Source organism: Amycolatopsis sacchari, assembly GCF_900114035.1.
GTDB lineage: Bacteria > Actinomycetota > Actinomycetes > Mycobacteriales > Pseudonocardiaceae > Amycolatopsis_E > Amycolatopsis_E sacchari.
This window is the reverse complement of the sequence record NZ_FORP01000002.1, coordinates 179486-194697: the sequence shown is the minus strand read 5'-3', so window position 1 is coordinate 194697 and position 15212 is coordinate 179486. Positions and strand designations below refer to the sequence as shown.

12 protein-coding genes and 2 riboswitches are annotated in these 15212 nt (G+C 70.7%); of the genes, 8 read left to right on the top strand and 4 right to left on the bottom strand.

From position 1 onward, the window contains the following. Nucleotide 1: 1 nt before the first annotated feature. From BMZ92_RS04985 to BMZ92_RS04960, 6 genes are all read left to right on the top strand, one after another. Complete coding sequence (locus BMZ92_RS04985) at nt 2-1357, top strand: aldehyde dehydrogenase family protein (RefSeq protein ID WP_177228559.1); 1356 nt, start codon at nt 2-4, stop codon at nt 1355-1357. A 1-nt stretch (nt 1358) separates the two neighbouring features. Continuing rightward, a complete protein-coding gene (locus BMZ92_RS04980) occupies nt 1359-2123 on the top strand; it encodes a 3-oxoacyl-ACP reductase (protein ID WP_091504519.1) in 765 nt (254 codons plus the stop codon). 157 nt (nt 2124-2280) lie between these two features. Further along, nucleotides 2281-2374, top strand: a riboswitch (glycine riboswitch). Between the two features lies 1 nt (nt 2375). Continuing rightward, nucleotides 2376-2468, top strand: a riboswitch (glycine riboswitch). Further along, nucleotides 2455-5319: an aminomethyl-transferring glycine dehydrogenase gene (gene gcvP / locus BMZ92_RS04975; protein WP_177228544.1), complete on the top strand. Its 2865-nt coding sequence runs from the start codon at nt 2455-2457 to the stop codon at nt 5317-5319. It overlaps the preceding riboswitch by 14 nt. Before the next feature lies 1 nt (nt 5320). Beyond that, nucleotides 5321-6397, top strand: coding sequence for a glycine cleavage system aminomethyltransferase GcvT (gcvT, locus tag BMZ92_RS04970; RefSeq protein ID WP_091504518.1), 1077 nt, complete (start codon nt 5321-5323; stop codon nt 6395-6397). A 1-nt stretch (nt 6398) separates the two neighbouring features. Beyond that, a complete protein-coding gene (locus tag BMZ92_RS04965) occupies nt 6399-7739 on the top strand; it encodes an L-serine ammonia-lyase (RefSeq protein WP_091504517.1) in 1341 nt (446 codons plus the stop codon). A gap of 1 nt (nt 7740) precedes the next feature. After that, nucleotides 7741-8433, top strand: coding sequence for a FadR/GntR family transcriptional regulator (locus tag BMZ92_RS04960; RefSeq protein ID WP_091504516.1), 693 nt, complete (start codon nt 7741-7743; stop codon nt 8431-8433). Between the two features lie 655 nt (nt 8434-9088). Here the strand turns inward: BMZ92_RS04960 and BMZ92_RS04955 are convergent. Both BMZ92_RS04955 and BMZ92_RS04950 read right to left on the bottom strand, forming a co-directional pair. Beyond that, nucleotides 9089-9898, bottom strand: a complete 810-nt coding sequence (locus tag BMZ92_RS04955) for an ABC transporter ATP-binding protein (RefSeq protein ID WP_091504515.1) — start codon at nt 9896-9898, stop codon at nt 9089-9091. 52 nt (nt 9899-9950) lie between these two features. Beyond that, nucleotides 9951-10154, bottom strand: coding sequence for a hypothetical protein (locus BMZ92_RS04950; RefSeq protein WP_091504514.1), 204 nt, complete (start codon nt 10152-10154; stop codon nt 9951-9953). Nucleotides 10155-10282: 128 nt separating this feature from the next. Between BMZ92_RS04950 and BMZ92_RS04945 the strand changes: the two genes are divergently transcribed. Beyond that, nucleotides 10283-11506 (top strand): NAD(P)/FAD-dependent oxidoreductase, encoded by a 1224-nt coding sequence (locus BMZ92_RS04945; protein ID WP_091504513.1) that lies wholly within the window; start codon nt 10283-10285, stop codon nt 11504-11506. A 7-nt stretch (nt 11507-11513) separates the two neighbouring features. Here BMZ92_RS04945 and BMZ92_RS04940 read toward each other — a convergent pair whose 3' ends face one another. Next, a complete protein-coding gene (locus tag BMZ92_RS04940) occupies nt 11514-12728 on the bottom strand; it encodes a Bcr/CflA family multidrug efflux MFS transporter (protein WP_245782905.1) in 1215 nt (404 codons plus the stop codon). A gap of 121 nt (nt 12729-12849) precedes the next feature. Here BMZ92_RS04940 and BMZ92_RS04935 point away from each other — a divergent pair, with 121 nt between their 5' ends. Beyond that, nucleotides 12850-14013, top strand: coding sequence for a lactate 2-monooxygenase (locus tag BMZ92_RS04935; RefSeq protein ID WP_091504827.1), 1164 nt, complete (start codon nt 12850-12852; stop codon nt 14011-14013). Here BMZ92_RS04935 and BMZ92_RS04930 read toward each other — a convergent pair. Next, nucleotides 13946-15073: a Cmx/CmrA family chloramphenicol efflux MFS transporter gene (locus tag BMZ92_RS04930; RefSeq protein ID WP_091504512.1), complete on the bottom strand. Its 1128-nt coding sequence runs from the start codon at nt 15071-15073 to the stop codon at nt 13946-13948. The two genes, BMZ92_RS04935 and BMZ92_RS04930, sit on opposite strands and share 68 nt — an antisense overlap. Nucleotides 15074-15212 lie beyond the last annotated feature (139 nt).

The window sequence follows — 15212 nt, the reverse complement described above, 5'->3', positions numbered from 1 at the left end:
CATGGACGTGATCAACCCGGCGACCGAGGAGGTCGTGGGGACGGTCGAACTCGCTTCGCTGGAGGAGACCGACGCGGCGATCGCGCGGGCGCAGGCGGCGTTGCCGTCGTGGCGGGCCGTGGCGCCGGGCGACCGGGCGCGCCTGCTGCGGCGGTTCGCCGAGGCGGTCGACGCCGACGTGGAGCACCTGGCCCGGCTCGAGGTGGCCAACTCCGGCCACACGATCGGCAACGCGCGGTGGGAGGCCGGCAACGTCCGCGACGTGCTGCACTTCTACGCGGCCGCGCCGGAACGCTTGCACGGCAAGCAGATCCCGGTGCCCGGCGGGGTGAACGTGACGTTCCACGAGCCGCTCGGCGTGGTCGGGATCATCGTGCCGTGGAACTTCCCCATGCCGATCGCCGCGTGGGGTTTCGCGCCGGCGCTCGCCGCGGGGAACACCGTCGTGCTCAAACCCGCCGAGCTGACCCCGCTGACCGCACTGCGCCTGGCGCAACTGGCGCGGGAAGCCGGCATCCCCGAGGACGTGTTCCAGGTGCTGCCCGGCCGGGGTGCCGTCGTCGGGCAGCGGTTCGTGACGCACCCGGCCGTGCGGAAGGTCGTGTTCACCGGCTCGACGGCCGTGGGCAAGCAGATCATGGCCGGCTGCGCCGAGCAGGTGAAGCGCGTGACGCTGGAGCTCGGCGGCAAGAGTGCGAACATCGTGTTCGCCGACGCCGACCTGGAGAAGGCCGCGGCGACCGCGCCCTACGGCGTGTTCGACAACGCCGGGCAGGACTGCTGCGCCCGGTCCCGGATCCTCGTGCAGGCCCCGGTCTACGACCGGTTCATGGAGCTGCTCGAACCCGCGGTCAAGGGGGTCGTCGTGGGCGATCCGGGTGCCGAGGGCACGGAGATGGGCCCGCTGATCTCCCGGCAGCACAAGGAACGTGTGACGTCCTACGTCCTACCTGATGCTCCAGTCGCTTTCCGGGGAAGCGCACCCGACGGGCCGGGTTTCTGGTTCCCGCCCACGGTCGTCACGCCGACGTCGCTGACCGATCCGCTGGTCACCGAGGAGATCTTCGGGCCGGTGGTCGCCGTCGTGCCGTTCACCGACGAGGCGGACGCGATCCGGCTGGCGAACGACACCGAGTACGGGCTGTCCGGGTCCATCTGGACGTCCGACGTTGGACGAGCGTTCCGGGTCTCCCGCGCCGTCGAGGCGGGGAACCTGTCGGTCAACTCGCACTCGTCGGTGCGGTACTGGACGCCGTTCGGCGGCTTCAAGCAGTCGGGGCTGGGGCGTGAGCTGGGGCCGGACGCGCTGGACGCGTTCACCGAGGTCAAGAACGTCTTTCTGAGCACGGAGGTCTGACATGCAGCGGTTCGAGGGCCGGGTCGCCGTCATCACCGGCGGCGGCAGCGGGATCGGCCTCGCCACGGCGCGGCGGCTGGCGAGCGAGGGCGCGAAGGTGGTGGTCGCGGACGTCGACGCGGCGAGCGGCAAGGCGGCCGCCGACGAGGTGGGCGGCGAGTTCATCGCCACGGACGTCACCGACGAAGCCCAGGTCGAGGCCCTGTTCCAGACCACTGTGGACCGTTTCGGGTCGTTGGACGTGGCGTTCAACAACGCCGGCATCTCCCCGCCGGAGGACGACTCGATCCTGACCACGGGGATCGACGCCTGGCGGAAGGTGCAGGAGGTGAACCTGACGTCGGTGTACCTGTGCTGCAAGTACGCCATCCCGCACATGCAGCGGCAGGGCAAGGGCGCGATCGTCAACACGGCGTCGTTCGTCGCGGTCATGGGCGCGGCGACCTCGCAGATCTCGTACACGGCGTCGAAGGGCGGCGTGCTGTCGATGACGCGGGAGCTGGGCGTGCAGTTCGCGCGCGAGGGCATCCGGGTGAACGCGCTGTGCCCCGGTCCGGTGAACACGCCGCTGTTGCAGGAGCTGTTCGCGAAGGACCCGGAACGCGCCGCCCGCCGTCTGGTGCACGTGCCGATGGGCCGGTTCGCCGAGCCGACGGAGATCGCGGCCGCCGTCGCCTTCCTCGCCAGCGACGACGCCTCGTTCATCACCGCCTCGCAGTTCCTGGTCGACGGCGGGATCAGCGGCGCCTACGTCACCCCGATCTAGGCGGGGGCCGCTGCCCGGACAGCGGATCGCGCACAACGCATCACGCACCGTCGACAACTCCGGGGCGCGAAAGGGCCCCGGAGACCTGCCCCGCCGTCCCCTCGCTCGCCGGTGCCCCTGGCTATAGACTGACGCCACAACTGAACATGGGCCGTCACGAGCCGGAGCGGGAGAGCCCCCGTCGACACACGGGGCACCGAAGGAGCAACCTCCCCGCCAATCTCTCAGGTACCAGTTACCGCTCTGGCCAGGCCACTCTGGAAAGCAGGCGCACGTCCGCGCCTCACCCAAGGTGAAAGCCGCCCCACAGCGGTGAAACTCTCAGGTGCCGATGACAGAGGGGGAGTTCCCGCAGCCGCTGAACGAGGAGCTCCCGATGTCCACCTTCGCCGATCGCCACATCGGTCCAGCCGAGCACGAACAGGCCAAGATGCTCGCCGAATGCGGGTACGGGAGCCTCGACGCGCTCGTCGACGCGGCCGTGCCCGCCGGTATCCGCACCGACCGCGACCTGCGCCTGCCGCCGCCCGCGAGCGAGCAGGAAGCCACCGCGGAGTTGCGCGCGCTCGCCACGAAGAACCGGCCCATGACGCAGATGATCGGCCTCGGCTTCAGCGACACGGTCACGCCGCCGGTCATCCGCCGCAACGTCCTCGAAAACCCCGCCTGGTACACGGCGTACACCCCCTACCAGCCGGAGATCTCGCAGGGCCGCCTCGAAGCGCTCCTCAACTTCCAGACCATGGTCTCCACCCTGACCGGCCTGGACACCGCCAACGCCTCCCTGCTCGACGAGTCCACCGCCGTGGCCGAAGCGGTCATGCTCATGCGCCGCCAGTCGAAGGCGAAGTCCTCGCGCGTCGTCCTCGACGCGGAATGCCTGCCGCAGACCATCGCCGTCGTGCGCACGCGCGCCGAGGCCGTCGGCATCGAGGTCGACGTGCGCGACCTGCACACCGGCCTGCCCGAGGACTTCTTCGGCGTCGTCGTGCAGTACCCCGGTGCCTCAGGTGTGTTGCGCGGCAAGGGTTTCTACGAGGCGATCGGCAAGGTCGCCAAGGAGGCGGGCGCGCTCTACACCGTCGCCGCCGACCTGCTCGCCCTCACGCTCGTCACCGCGCCCGGTGAGTTCGGCGCCGACGTCGCCGCCGGTACCACGCAGCGCTTCGGCGTGCCGCTCGGCTACGGCGGCCCGCACGCCGGTTACCTCGCCGTCCGCAAGGGGCTTGAGCGCTCGCTGCCGGGGCGGCTGGTGGGTGTATCCGTCGACGCCGACGGCAACCCCGCGTACCGGCTCGCGCTGCAGACCCGCGAGCAGCACATCCGCCGCGAGAAGGCCACCTCGAACATCTGCACCGCCCAGGTGCTGCCCGCGGTCCTCGCCGCGATGTACGCCGTCTACCACGGCCCCGACGGGCTGAAGGCCATCGCGCAGCGCGTGCACGGGCTGGCCACCGGGCTCGCCGCCGCGCTGCGGGAAGGCGGCGTCGAGGTCGTCCACGAGGGCTTCTTCGACACCGTGCTCGCCCGCGTTCCCGGCCGCGCCGGGCAGGTGCTCGCGGACGCGCGCCGGTTCGGCATCAACCTCGGTCGCGTGGACGACGACCACGTGCGCATCGCGTGCGACGAAGTGACCACTGTGGACACCCTGCGCCGCGTGCTGCTGGCCTTCGACCTCGAAGCCCACGCCGAGCCCGGCCCGTCGGCGCTCCCGGCCGGGCTGGCGCGCGAGAGCGAGTACCTCACCCACGAGGTGTTCCACAAGCACCGCTCGGAAACGTCGATGCTGCGGTACCTGCGCCGACTGTCCGATCAGGACTACGCGCTCGACCGCGGCATGATCCCGCTGGGCTCGTGCACCATGAAGCTCAACGCCACCGCGGAGATGGAGCCGATCAGCTGGCCCGAGTTCGCAGGCATCCACCCGTTCGCGCCCGCCGAGGACGCCGAGGGCTACCGCGAGCTGATCGACCAGTTGTGCGGCTGGCTCGCCGAGGTCACCGGCTACGACGAGGTTTCGCTGCAGCCCAACGCCGGTTCGCAGGGCGAGTTCGCGGGTCTGCTCGCGATCCGCGCGTACCACAAGGCCAACGGGCAGCCCGAGCGCGACGTGTGCCTGATCCCGTCGTCGGCGCACGGCACCAACGCCGCGTCCGCCGTGCTCGCCGGGATGCGCGTGGTGGTCGTCGCCTGCCGCGAGAACGGTGACGTGGACCTCGAAGACCTCAAGGCCAAAGTGGACGCTCACCGCGACACCCTCGCCGCGATCATGGTCACGTACCCGTCGACGCACGGCGTGTACGAGGACGGGATCGGCGAGCTGGCCCGCATCGTGCACGAGGCGGGCGGACAGGTCTATGTGGACGGTGCGAACCTGAACGCGTTGCTGGGGCTGGCGAAGCCCGGTGAGTTCGGTGGCGACGTCTCGCACCTGAACCTGCACAAGACGTTCTGCATCCCGCACGGCGGTGGCGGCCCCGGTGTCGGCCCGGTCGCGGTGCGCGCGCACCTCGCGCCGTACCTGCCCGGCCACCCGAACCTGGCCGGCGACTCCGCGGTCGGCCCGGTTTCGGCGGCGCCGTACGGGTCCGCCTCGATCCTGCCGATCTCGTGGGCGTACGTGCGGATGATGGGCGCGGCCGGGCTGACCGCCGCGACGAAGGTCGCCGTGCTGGCCGCGAACTACATCGCCGCACGCCTGGCCCCGCACTACCCGGTGCTGTACACCGGGCGCGGCGGGCTCGTCGCGCACGAGTGCATCCTCGACCTCCGCGCGCTGACCAAGCGCACCGGCGTCACCGTCGAGGACGTCGCGAAGCGCTTGGTGGACTACGGTTTCCACGCGCCGACGATGTCCTTCCCGGTCGCCGGAACGCTCATGGTGGAGCCCACCGAGAGCGAGGACGTCGCCGAGATCGACCGCTTCTGCGACGCGATGATCGCGATTCGCCGCGAGATCGAAGAGGTCGCGGAGGGGCGCTGGCCGGTGGAGCAGAGCCCGCTGCGCAACGCCCCGCACACCGCCGAGACGCTGACGAGCGACTGGGACCTGCCCTACGACCGCAAGACGGCGGTTTATCCGGCGGGCGTTTCGCCGAAGGGCAAGTACTGGCCGCCGGTGCGCCGCATCGACGGCGCCTACGGCGACCGCAACCTCGTCTGCTCGTGCCCGCCCATCGAAGCCTACGGGAGCTGACATGCACACCGCGCTGTATGGCGTCCACAAAGGACTGCATGCGCTGTTCACCGACTTCGCCGGCTGGGAGATGCCGGTGCGGTACTCCAGCGAGCTCGCCGAGCACCGCGCCGTGCGTGAGGCGGCCGGGCTGTTCGACCTGTCGCACATGGGCGAGATCGAGCTGACCGGACCGCAGGCGGCGGACGCGCTCGATTTCGCTCTGGTCGGCACGCTTTCGGCGGTCCAGCCCGGCCGCGCACGCTACACGATGATGTGCGCGGAGGATGGCGGGGTGCTCGACGACCTCGTGGTCTACCGGCTCACCGAGGAGAAGTACCTCGTCGTCGCCAACGCGGGGAACGCGGCGCTGGTCGCGTCGGAACTGCGCGCCCGTGCGGCGAAATTCGACGTCACGGTCGAGGACCGGTCGGCCGACACCGCGCTGATCGCCGTGCAGGGCCCGAATTCGGCGGCGATCGTCGGTTCCGTGACCGACGCCGATCTCTCCGGGCTCAAGTACTACGCGAGCATGCCCACTCAGGTACGCGGTCACGACGTGCTGCTGGCTCGCACCGGCTACACCGGCGAGGACGGCTTCGAGCTGTACGTGCCGGCGACCGAGGCGGTGGACTTGTGGCACGTGCTCGCCAACGCCGGTGAGGAGCACGGCCTGTTGCCCGCGGGCCTCGCGTGCCGCGACACGTTGCGTCTCGAAGCCGGGATGCCGTTGTACGGCAACGAACTCAGCACCGATCGCGCGCCGTTCGACGCCGGGCTGGGGCGCGTGGTGAAGTTCGAGAAGCCGGACTTCGTCGGCAAGGCCGCGCTGGAGGGTCGTCGCGAACCGGCCGAGGTCCTGGTGGGGCTCAAGGGTTCCGGGCGGCGTGCGCCCCGGCACGGGTACCGGGTACTCGACGGTGAGCGCGAGGTCGGCGTGGTGACGAGCGGTGCGCTTTCTCCGACGCTCGGTCATCCCATCGCGATGGCGTACGTGGCGAAGGAGCTGAGCGAGCCGGGCACGGGCCTGTCGGTCGACATCCGCGGCCGGGTGGAGCCGGTCGAGGTCGTGCCGATGCCGTTCTACCGGCGCGCCTGAGATGGCCATCAGCGTCTTCGACCTCTTCTCGATCGGCATCGGGCCTTCGAGTTCCCACACCGTGGGTCCGATGCGCGCGGCGCGGTTGTTCGTCGAGGCGCTCGGCGACGACCTGCCGCGTGTCCGGCGGGTGAAGGCGGAGCTGTTCGGTTCCCTGGGCGCCACGGGTTTCGGGCACGGCAGCGATCGCGCTGTCCTCTTAGGACTTTCGGGGGAGACGCCGGAGGACGTCGACACGGACGCCGTGCCCGCACTCGTCGAGGCGATCCGGTCTTCGGGGCGGTTGTGCCTCGGTGGCAGGCAGGAGATCCGGTTCGGCGAGGACCGGGATCTGGTGATGCACCGGCGACGTTCGCTGCCCGAGCACCCGAACGGCATGGTTTTCCGTGCTTACGGCGAAGATCTGTTGCTCGAACGCACTTACTACTCGGTGGGTGGCGGTTTCGTGCGGGGTGAGCAGGGTGTGGTCGAGGACAGCACCCCCCTGCCGCACCCGTTCACGACCGGCGGTGAGCTGCTCGCGCTGTGTCGCGAGGAGGGCGTGCCGGTCAGCGAGATCATGCTGCGCAACGAACTCGCGTGGCGGTCGCGCGAGGAGATCGAGGCCGGGCTGCTGCGGATCTGGGACGTCATGAGGGAGTGCGTCCGCAACGGCCTGGAGCACGACGGGGTGTTGCCGGGCGGCCTGAAGGTGCGTCGGCGGGCGAAGTCCCTGCACGCCAAACTGTTGTCGGAGCCGGAGGACTCACTGTCCGCAATGGACTGGGTGGGCCTGTACGCGTTGGCGGTGAACGAAGAAAACGCTTCCGGCGGCCGCGTGGTGACGGCGCCGACGAACGGTGCGGCCGGCATCATCCCGGCGGTGCTGCACTACTACCGGCGGTTCGTGCAGGGTGCCTCGGACGCCGGGGTGGTGCGGTTCCTGCTCACGGCGGGCGCGATCGGCGTGATCCTGAAGACGACGGGTTCGATCTCGGGCGCCGAGGTCGGCTGCCAGGGTGAGGTCGGTTCGGCGTGCGCGATGGCGGCGGCGGGGCTCGCGGAGGTGCTGGGCGGCAGTCCGGAGCAGGTGGAGAACGCGGCTGAGATCGGGGTCGAGCACCACCTGGGGCTGACGTGCGATCCGGTGGGCGGTCTCGTGCAGATCCCGTGCATCGAGCGGAACGCGATCGGTGCTTCGAAGGCGGTGCAGGCGGCGCGGATGGCGTTGCACGGGGACGGGAGCCACGTCGTCACGCTGGACAAGGCGATCAAGACGATGCGGGAGACCGGCGCCGACATGAAGGTGAAGTACAAGGAGACCGCGCGCGGCGGGCTGGCCGTCAACGTGATCGAATGCTGACATGGCGGGCGCGGACGAGGCACTGTTCCGGCCGGTGAGGACGGGCAACGCCTTCGAGGAGACGGTGGAACGGCTGCTGCAGTCGATCCGGCTCGGCGTGGTCGGGGCGGGGGAGCGGCTGCCGCCGGAACGGGAGCTGGCGGAACGCCTCGGTGTCAGCCGGGTGACGCTTCGTGAGGCCATTCACGCCCTGTCCGAAGCCGGGTACGTGGAGTCGCGGCGCGGCCGGTACGGCGGCACGTTCGTGCAGGAGACGTTGCCGTCGCCGGTGCCGGACGAGCGGCGCCCGGACCTGGAGGACACGCTGGGCCTGCGGCACGTCCTGGAAACGGGAGCGGCCGAACTCGCGGCGGCGCGCATCGCGGATCAGGATCGCGAGCATTTACTGGCGACGCTGGCGGAAACCCGAGCAGCCGATTTAGGTGATTATCGGCGGCGGGATTCCCGTTTCCACCTGGCGATCGCGGAGGTGACGGGCTCGCCTTCGCTGACTTCCGCGGTGGCCGACGTCCGGATGCGCGTGAACCGCCTGCTGGACGAGATCCCCCTGCTGCCCCCAAACCTGGACCACTCCAACACCCAGCACGAAGCCATCGCGACAGCAATCCTCAAGGGCGATCCGGAATCGGCGAGGCAAGCCATGGCCGAACACCTGGAGGGGACAGCCTCCTTGCTGAGGGCTTTTTTGAGCTAGGGACCCACACCGCCACCCCGCACCCGGCAACGCAACGGAAGCGGCCACACCGCCCCCACCCACCCCCGCCCCGATCCCCAGCCGCCGTGAACACTCAAGGATCGGGGCGGGGGTGGGGCCGCTTCAGCAGGGCGGTCACGCCCGGTAAACCCCGGTGCCTGGGCATTTAAGCGAGAAGATCAAAAGAATGCCTCGCCGGCGGGCAATACCGCTAAGTTAGTACGTTTTACCTGGTCAGGGCGTTACCGGAGGCTCTGTTCAGTCGTTCCCGCCGGTTAGGCGGTTCTCCACTTAAGACAGTCGCCGTTGCGGTTGAGGGGAATCTTCAATTGAGGCAACTGTTCTGTCGGGGTGTGACCGCTCTGTGGGCGACGCCTCCAAACGCCTCTGAGCTGCGGAAACTCGCCTAAACTTAGCGGTATTGGCCGGCGGGCAGGCTCCAGGATGATGGACCCCAAAGGGATCTCACCTCGGGCAGGTGGTCGAGTTGAGTGATCATCCCGTCGCCTGCGGTTTGTGCATATCACTTTGCTCCAGGGCCGCAAGCTTTGGTCTTTCGGCCGCCGGTTCCGGCGCCTGTTGCGGCCCTGGCTCAAAGTGATCGCCCGGTGTCAGGCGACGGGATGATCACCCAACTCTCGGGGGCTTTGTGCGGCTATCGCCGCGCCTTGGGAATCACCAGTGGGGTGCCCGTTTCCGGATCCGGCATCACGCGGCACGGGAGGTCGAAGATCTCCTCCACCCGTTCCGCCGTGACGACCTCCTCCGGGCTGCCCGTGGCGATGACCCTCCCACCGCGCATCGCGATGAGGTGGGTGCCGTACCGGGCGGCGTGGTTGAGATCGTGCAGCACCGCGACGAGCGTGCGGCCCTGTTCGGCGTGCAGTTGCGCGCACAGGTCCAGGATGTCCATCTGGTGCGAGATGTCCAGGAACGTCGTGGGCTCGTCCAGCAGCAGCAGTTCCGTTTCCTGCGCCAGCGCCATCGCCAGCCACACCCGCTGCCGCTGACCGCCGGACAGTTCGTCCACGAGGCGGTCGGCCAGTTCGGACACGCCCGTTGCGGACATAGAACGTTCTACGACTGCCGCATCCTCCTTCGACCACTGGCGCAGCAGCCGCTGGTGCGGGTACCGGCCGCGGGCCACCAGATCCGCGACCGTGATGCCCTCGGGGGCGATTGAACTCTGCGGCAGCAACCCCAGGCGCCGCGCGACCTGCTTGGCGGGCATCGACGTGATGACCTCACCATCCAGGTACACCATCCCCTTGCGCGGCTTGAGCAACCGCGCCAGCGCCCGCAGCAGGGTGGTCTTCCCGCAAGCGTTCGGACCGACGATCACCGTGAAGGACTGGTCCGGGATGGTCACCCCGAGGTCTTCGGCGACCGTGCGCCCGTCGTAGGCGAGCGTCAGGCCCTCGCCGTGGAGCCGGGTGGCGGTCGTGGTTTCGGCGATCGCGGTCATGAAGTTAGGCTAACCTAGCCAGCCGATCCGGGGGTAGCGGCTGCAGGGGTGATCACTCCCGCGCTTCCTGTCCTACCACGACAACCGCGTCCCGCAACGCCGCGCGGAGACGTCCTACGTCCAGTGGTTCCAGCACCGCGGCCTCGCCGGGAGGTCCTACCAGCACGATGCGCCCGTTGCTGGTGAACACGGTCAGCGCCCGCTTCCGCCCCGCCAGATCGCGGCAGGTGACGGACCATTCGTCCTGAGCAGTCACGTCGTTCCCCTCGTTCGCTTCGCCCGGACCGCAGAAGGGACCGAAGCGGTGAGAGCTCGTGACGGTGGACGCGAAAAACTCACCCGGACGGTAGCGTGAGACAGGTCACCGGTGACAGGGAGAGAGCCATGGCGCAACCGCGACGCATCGTGATCCTCGGTGCGGGACTCGGTGGGGCGACAGCCGCGGCGACGCTGCGTGAACACGGGTACTCCGGCGAACTCGTTCTCCTGGGCGCCGAGGCCCACCGCCCGTACGAACTGCCCGCCCTGTCGAAAGGCGTGCTGCTGGGCGACGCCGAAGAACCGGACTGGGTGCGCGACGCCGGGTTCTACGAAGAGCACGACATCGACCTGCGCCGGCACACCATCGCGACGCGGATCGAACTCGGGGCGCGCCGGGTTGCCGACAACCAGGGCGGTGATCACCCCTACGACCGGCTGGTGCTCGCGACCGGTTCACAACCGCGCCTGCTGCCCGTCCCCGGCGCGGGGCTGCCCGGGGTGCGGACCCTGCGTACCCTCGACGACTCCCTCGCCCTGCGCGCGGCCTTCGCGGACGCCGAACGCGCCGTCGTGGTGGGCGCGGGCTGGATCGGCACTGAAGCGGCGGCCGCGGCCCGGCGGCACGGTGTCGACGTGACCGTCGTGGACCGCATCGCCGCGCCATTGCTACCCGTGCTGGGGCCGGAGGTAGCGGAGGTGTTCCGGAACATGCATGCCGAGCAGGGCGTGCACTGGCGTCTCGGCGCCGGGATCGCGGAGATCGCCGGGGACTCGGCCGGGGTGCGAGCCGTGCGGCTGGCCGACGGAACCGAACTGCCCGCGGACGTCGTCGTGGCGGCGGTCGGGGTGAGCCCGCGCGTGGAGTTGGCGCACGCCGCCGGCCTCGAACTCGCCGACGACGGCGGCGTCGCGGTGGACGCGAGCCTGCGCACGTCCGCGCCCGACGTGTTCGCGGTCGGGGACATCGCGTCGCACTTCCATCCGCGCTACGGCAGGCGCGTGCGTGTCGAGCACTGGGCCAACGCGAAGAACCAGGGCGCGCACGTGGCGGCGAACCTGCTCGGCGAGCACGAGCCCTACACCGCGGCCCCGTATTTCTTCACCGACCAGTACGACCTCGGCTGTGAGTACCGCGGCTTGGCGGATCCGGACACCGACCGGCTCGTGGTCCGCGGTGACCTCGGCACGCGGGAGTTCACCGCGTTCTGGCTCCGCGAGGGCCACGTAACCGCAGCGATGAACGTGAACGCCTGGGACGACGGCGACGCACTGCAGCGCCTGGTCGAAAACAGGCCCCCGGTGGACGAGAAAACCCTTACGGACGGCGATCTCTCGGCGATCGGCTGAGCCCCGGCTACGCCGTGCGCCGGGTCAGGGTCCGGAAGATCACCAGCGCCGCCACCGCGAAGCACGCCATCACCGTGCCCATCGGCACCGCGCTCGACGCGCCGCCGATGCTGACCAGCGGGGTCGCCAGCCCGCCGATCACGAACTGCAGCACGCCCAGCAACGCCGACGCCGCGCCCGCCGAATGCGGGTGCTCCGCCAGCGCCAGCGACGACGCGTTCGGCATCACCATGCCGATGCTCGACACCAGCAGCACCAACGGCACCAGCAGAGCCACCAGCGGCCACGAGAACACCGCCGCCGCGAGCACGCCCAGCCCGCCGAGCGCCGACGTCGTCAGGCCCACCGCCAGCAGCGTCCGCTCCGGGAACCGCCCCACGAGCCGCCCGTTGAGCTGGCCCGCCAGCACGATCCCTATCCCGTTCCCGCCGAACACCAGGCTGAACTCCTGCGGGTTGAGCCCGTACACCTCCTGGAGCACGAACGAAGACGCCGACACGTAGGCGAACAGCCCCGCGAACATCAGCCCGCCCGCGAGCGCGTAACCGACGAACGACCGGTCCGCCAGCAACCCCCCGTACGTCCGCAGCGTCGCACCGAGCCGGTTCGGGCTGCGGCGTTCCGGCGGCAGCGGCTCCGGCAGGGCGAGCGCCGCCGCGAGCAACAGCAGTGCGCCGAACACCGTCAGCACCACGAACACACCGCGCCAGGACGTCAGACGTAGGACCTGCCCGCCGAGTACCGGCGCCAGGATCGGCGCGAGGCCGCTGACCAGCATCAGCATCGAGAAGAACTTCGTCATCGCCGTGCCCGAGTACAGGTCGCGCACGATCGCCCTCGCGATCACGATCCCGGCGGCGGCGCCCAGCGCCTGCAGCGTCCGCGCGGCGATGAGCAACTCCACCGACGGGCTCACCGCGCACAACACCGACGAGACCGCGTACACGGCCAGCCCGGCGAGCAACGGCTTGCGGCGACCGACGGCGTCCGAGATCGGCCCCAGCACCAGCTGTCCCACGGCCAGTCCGACGATGAACGCCGTCAGCGTGAGCTGGAGGGTGGCGTCCGCGCTGTGCAGGTCCTCGGCCATCCTCGGCAGCGCGGGCAGGTACATGTCGATGGACAGTGGCGCGAAGGCCGAGAGGCCACCGAGGATCAGCGCGTAACGCAGGGTTTTCGGTGCGGCGGGGGCAGTGGCAGTCGTTGAAGCAGTCGCGGTCAAAATCTCTCCCGTCTCCGCAAAGCGGCAACTGGTCGACGACTCCCCGCTATTCCCCGACGTGGCCACGACCACTCGAATGCCGGGCACGTACGCTTCGCGCAGCGTCGACGAGGAGGTGCCCGTGGCCGAACGATTCGGTGGCTACCAGAACGAGATCTACCTGCAGGGCCTTGCCGGCAACAAGCCCCCGTTCACCACGGACCTCACGGCACTGGAGGACGCGGCGGCCGCCGTCCTCACCCCCGAGGCCCTGGGGTACGTCGCGGGCGGGGCGGGTTCCGGCGCCACCATGCGCGCGAACCGCGAGGCGTTCGACCGCTGGCGGATCGTGCCCCGCATGCTCACCGACGCGACCGACCGCGACCTGACGACGACCCTGTTCGGCAACGACCTCCCGGCCCCGGTGCTGCTCGCGCCCGTCGGCGTGCAGTCGATCGTGCACCCGGACGCCGAACTCGCCACCGCCCGCGCCGCCGCCGGGCTGGGGCTGCCGATGATCCTGTCCACCGCCGCGTCCCGGACGATCGAGGACGTCGCCGAGGCGAGCGGCGCGGGCCCGCGCTGGTTCCAGCTGTACTGGCCCAACCACCCCGACGTCTGCGCGAGCATCGTCGGGCGCGCCCGCAAGGCCGGCTACACCGCACTCGTCGTCACGCTCGACACGTGGACGCTCGCCTGGCGCCCGCAGGACCTCGACCGCGCGTACCTGCCGTTCATCCGCAACGAGGGCACCGCGATCGCCATGTCCGACCCGGCTTTCCGCGCCCTGCTGGCGAAATCGCCCGAGGAGGACGAGCAGATGGCGCTCCTGCAATGGGTCGGCATGTTCACCGGCACCGACAAGAGCTGGCAGCAGCTGGCGGTGCTGCGCGACCTGTGGGACGGCCCGATCCTGCTGAAGGGCATCCAGCACGTCGACGACGCCCGCCGCGCCGCCGACGCGGGGATGGATGGCGTCGTCGTGTCCAACCACGGCGGCAGGCAGGTCGACGGCGCGCTCGGTGCGCTGGAAGCGTTGCCGGGTATCGCGCAGGCGGTCGGCGACCGGCTGGCGGTCCTGTTCGACTCCGGGGTGCGCACCGGTGCGGACGTCCTCAAGGCCCTGGCGCTGGGCGCGAAGGCCGTGCTGCTCGGGCGGCCCTACGTGTACGGGCTGGGCCTCGGCGGCGAGGACGGCGTGCGGCACGTGCTCCGCAGCCTGCTCGCCGAACTGGACCTCACTCTCGGGCTGGCCGGTCACCGCTCGCCCGCGACGCTGAGCCCCGAGGTGCTCGTCCGCGCGTGATCACCAGGAACACCGCGACGAGGGCCGCGCTGACCCAGGCCGGGCCGCGCTCGTCCACGCCGAGGGCGGCCGCGGCCAGTGCGGGTCCGGCGGCGGCGCCGACGTTCAACGCCGCAGTGGCGTAGGAACCGGCCATCGTCGGCGCACCCGCGGCTTCGTGGAGCGCCAACGCGATGAGCGTGCCGCCGACGCCGAACGAGAGCGCGCCCTGCGTGAACGCCAGCGCGAACACCGCGCCGGGGAAGGCGGCGAGCGCGAGCCAGCCGCCGAGGAGGAGCAGCCCGCCCGCGCCGAGCACGACGCCCGGCCGGTCGTCGGACAGCCGCCCCGCGACGGTGACGCCCGCGAAGGACCCCAGCCCGAACAACACGAGCACGACGGGAACGGCGGCCCCGTCGGCGAGCAGCGCGAGGAACGTGAAGCTGCCGAACGTGGCCGCGTTGACGAGCGCGCCGAGCAGCAGCACCACGAGCAGCCGCGGCCGCCGCAGCTGGGCCAGTTCCCGGCGGAGGTCTCCCCGCGCGGCCTCGCCTGCGGGCACGAGCAGTACCGCCGCCAAGGCGGGCAGGCACAGCAGCGCGACCGCCCAGAACGTCGCCCGCCAGCCGGACGCCGCACCGAGCAGCGCGCCGCCCGGCACGCCGGCGACCGTCGCGAGCGTGGTCCCCGCGAGCAGGACCGCCACGGCGCGCCCCTTCCGGCCGACGTCGGCCGCCGTCGTGAGCGCGACCGCGAGGAAACCGGCGTTGGCCAGCGCCGCGAGGACCCTGGTGGCGAACAACAGGGCGAAGCTCCCGGTCACCGCGCCGGCCACGTGCGCGGCCAGGAACACGACGAGGAACCCGCACAGGCTCGCCCGCCGCGGCCACCGGCGGGCGAGTGCGGCCATGAGCGGTGCGCCGATGACGAGACCGATCGCGAAGGCCGACGTGAGCAGCCCGGCGGTGCCCGGTGGCACGCCGAGGTCCGCGGCGAGGTCCGGCAGGAGACCGGCGAGCATGAACTCCGACGTGCCCATGGCGAACACGGCGACAGCGAGCAGGTAGAGGGAAAGCGGCATCGAGTGACTCCGGGGTGAGAGAGCGGTGGGTACGTCTCGTCACTCCCGGTCAGCCGGGGAATCTCAGGGGTTCAGGGGGCTGACGGGGTGACCGAAAGCCCCCGCCCAGTCCGCTTCCGGGCTCGCCACGAGCCGGACT

What these genes read in the sequence shown, in the direction of transcription:
- BMZ92_RS04985 (WP_177228559.1), top strand. Translation starts at nt 2, where the DNA reads ATGGACGTGATCAACCCGGCGACCGAGGAGGTCGTGGGGACGGTCGAA.
- BMZ92_RS04980 (WP_091504519.1), top strand. Translation starts at nt 1,359, where the DNA reads ATGCAGCGGTTCGAGGGCCGGGTCGCCGTCATCACCGGCGGCGGCAGC.
- gcvP (WP_177228544.1), top strand. Translation starts at nt 2,455, where the DNA reads ATGACAGAGGGGGAGTTCCCGCAGCCGCTGAACGAGGAGCTCCCGATG.
- gcvT (WP_091504518.1), top strand. Translation starts at nt 5,321, where the DNA reads ATGCACACCGCGCTGTATGGCGTCCACAAAGGACTGCATGCGCTGTTC.
- BMZ92_RS04965 (WP_091504517.1), top strand. Translation starts at nt 6,399, where the DNA reads ATGGCCATCAGCGTCTTCGACCTCTTCTCGATCGGCATCGGGCCTTCG.
- BMZ92_RS04960 (WP_091504516.1), top strand. Translation starts at nt 7,741, where the DNA reads ATGGCGGGCGCGGACGAGGCACTGTTCCGGCCGGTGAGGACGGGCAAC.
- BMZ92_RS04955 (WP_091504515.1), bottom strand. Translation starts at nt 9,898, where the DNA reads ATGACCGCGATCGCCGAAACCACGACCGCCACCCGGCTCCACGGCGAG.
- BMZ92_RS04945 (WP_091504513.1), top strand. Translation starts at nt 10,283, where the DNA reads ATGGCGCAACCGCGACGCATCGTGATCCTCGGTGCGGGACTCGGTGGG.
- BMZ92_RS04930 (WP_091504512.1), bottom strand. Translation starts at nt 15,073, where the DNA reads ATGCCGCTTTCCCTCTACCTGCTCGCTGTCGCCGTGTTCGCCATGGGC.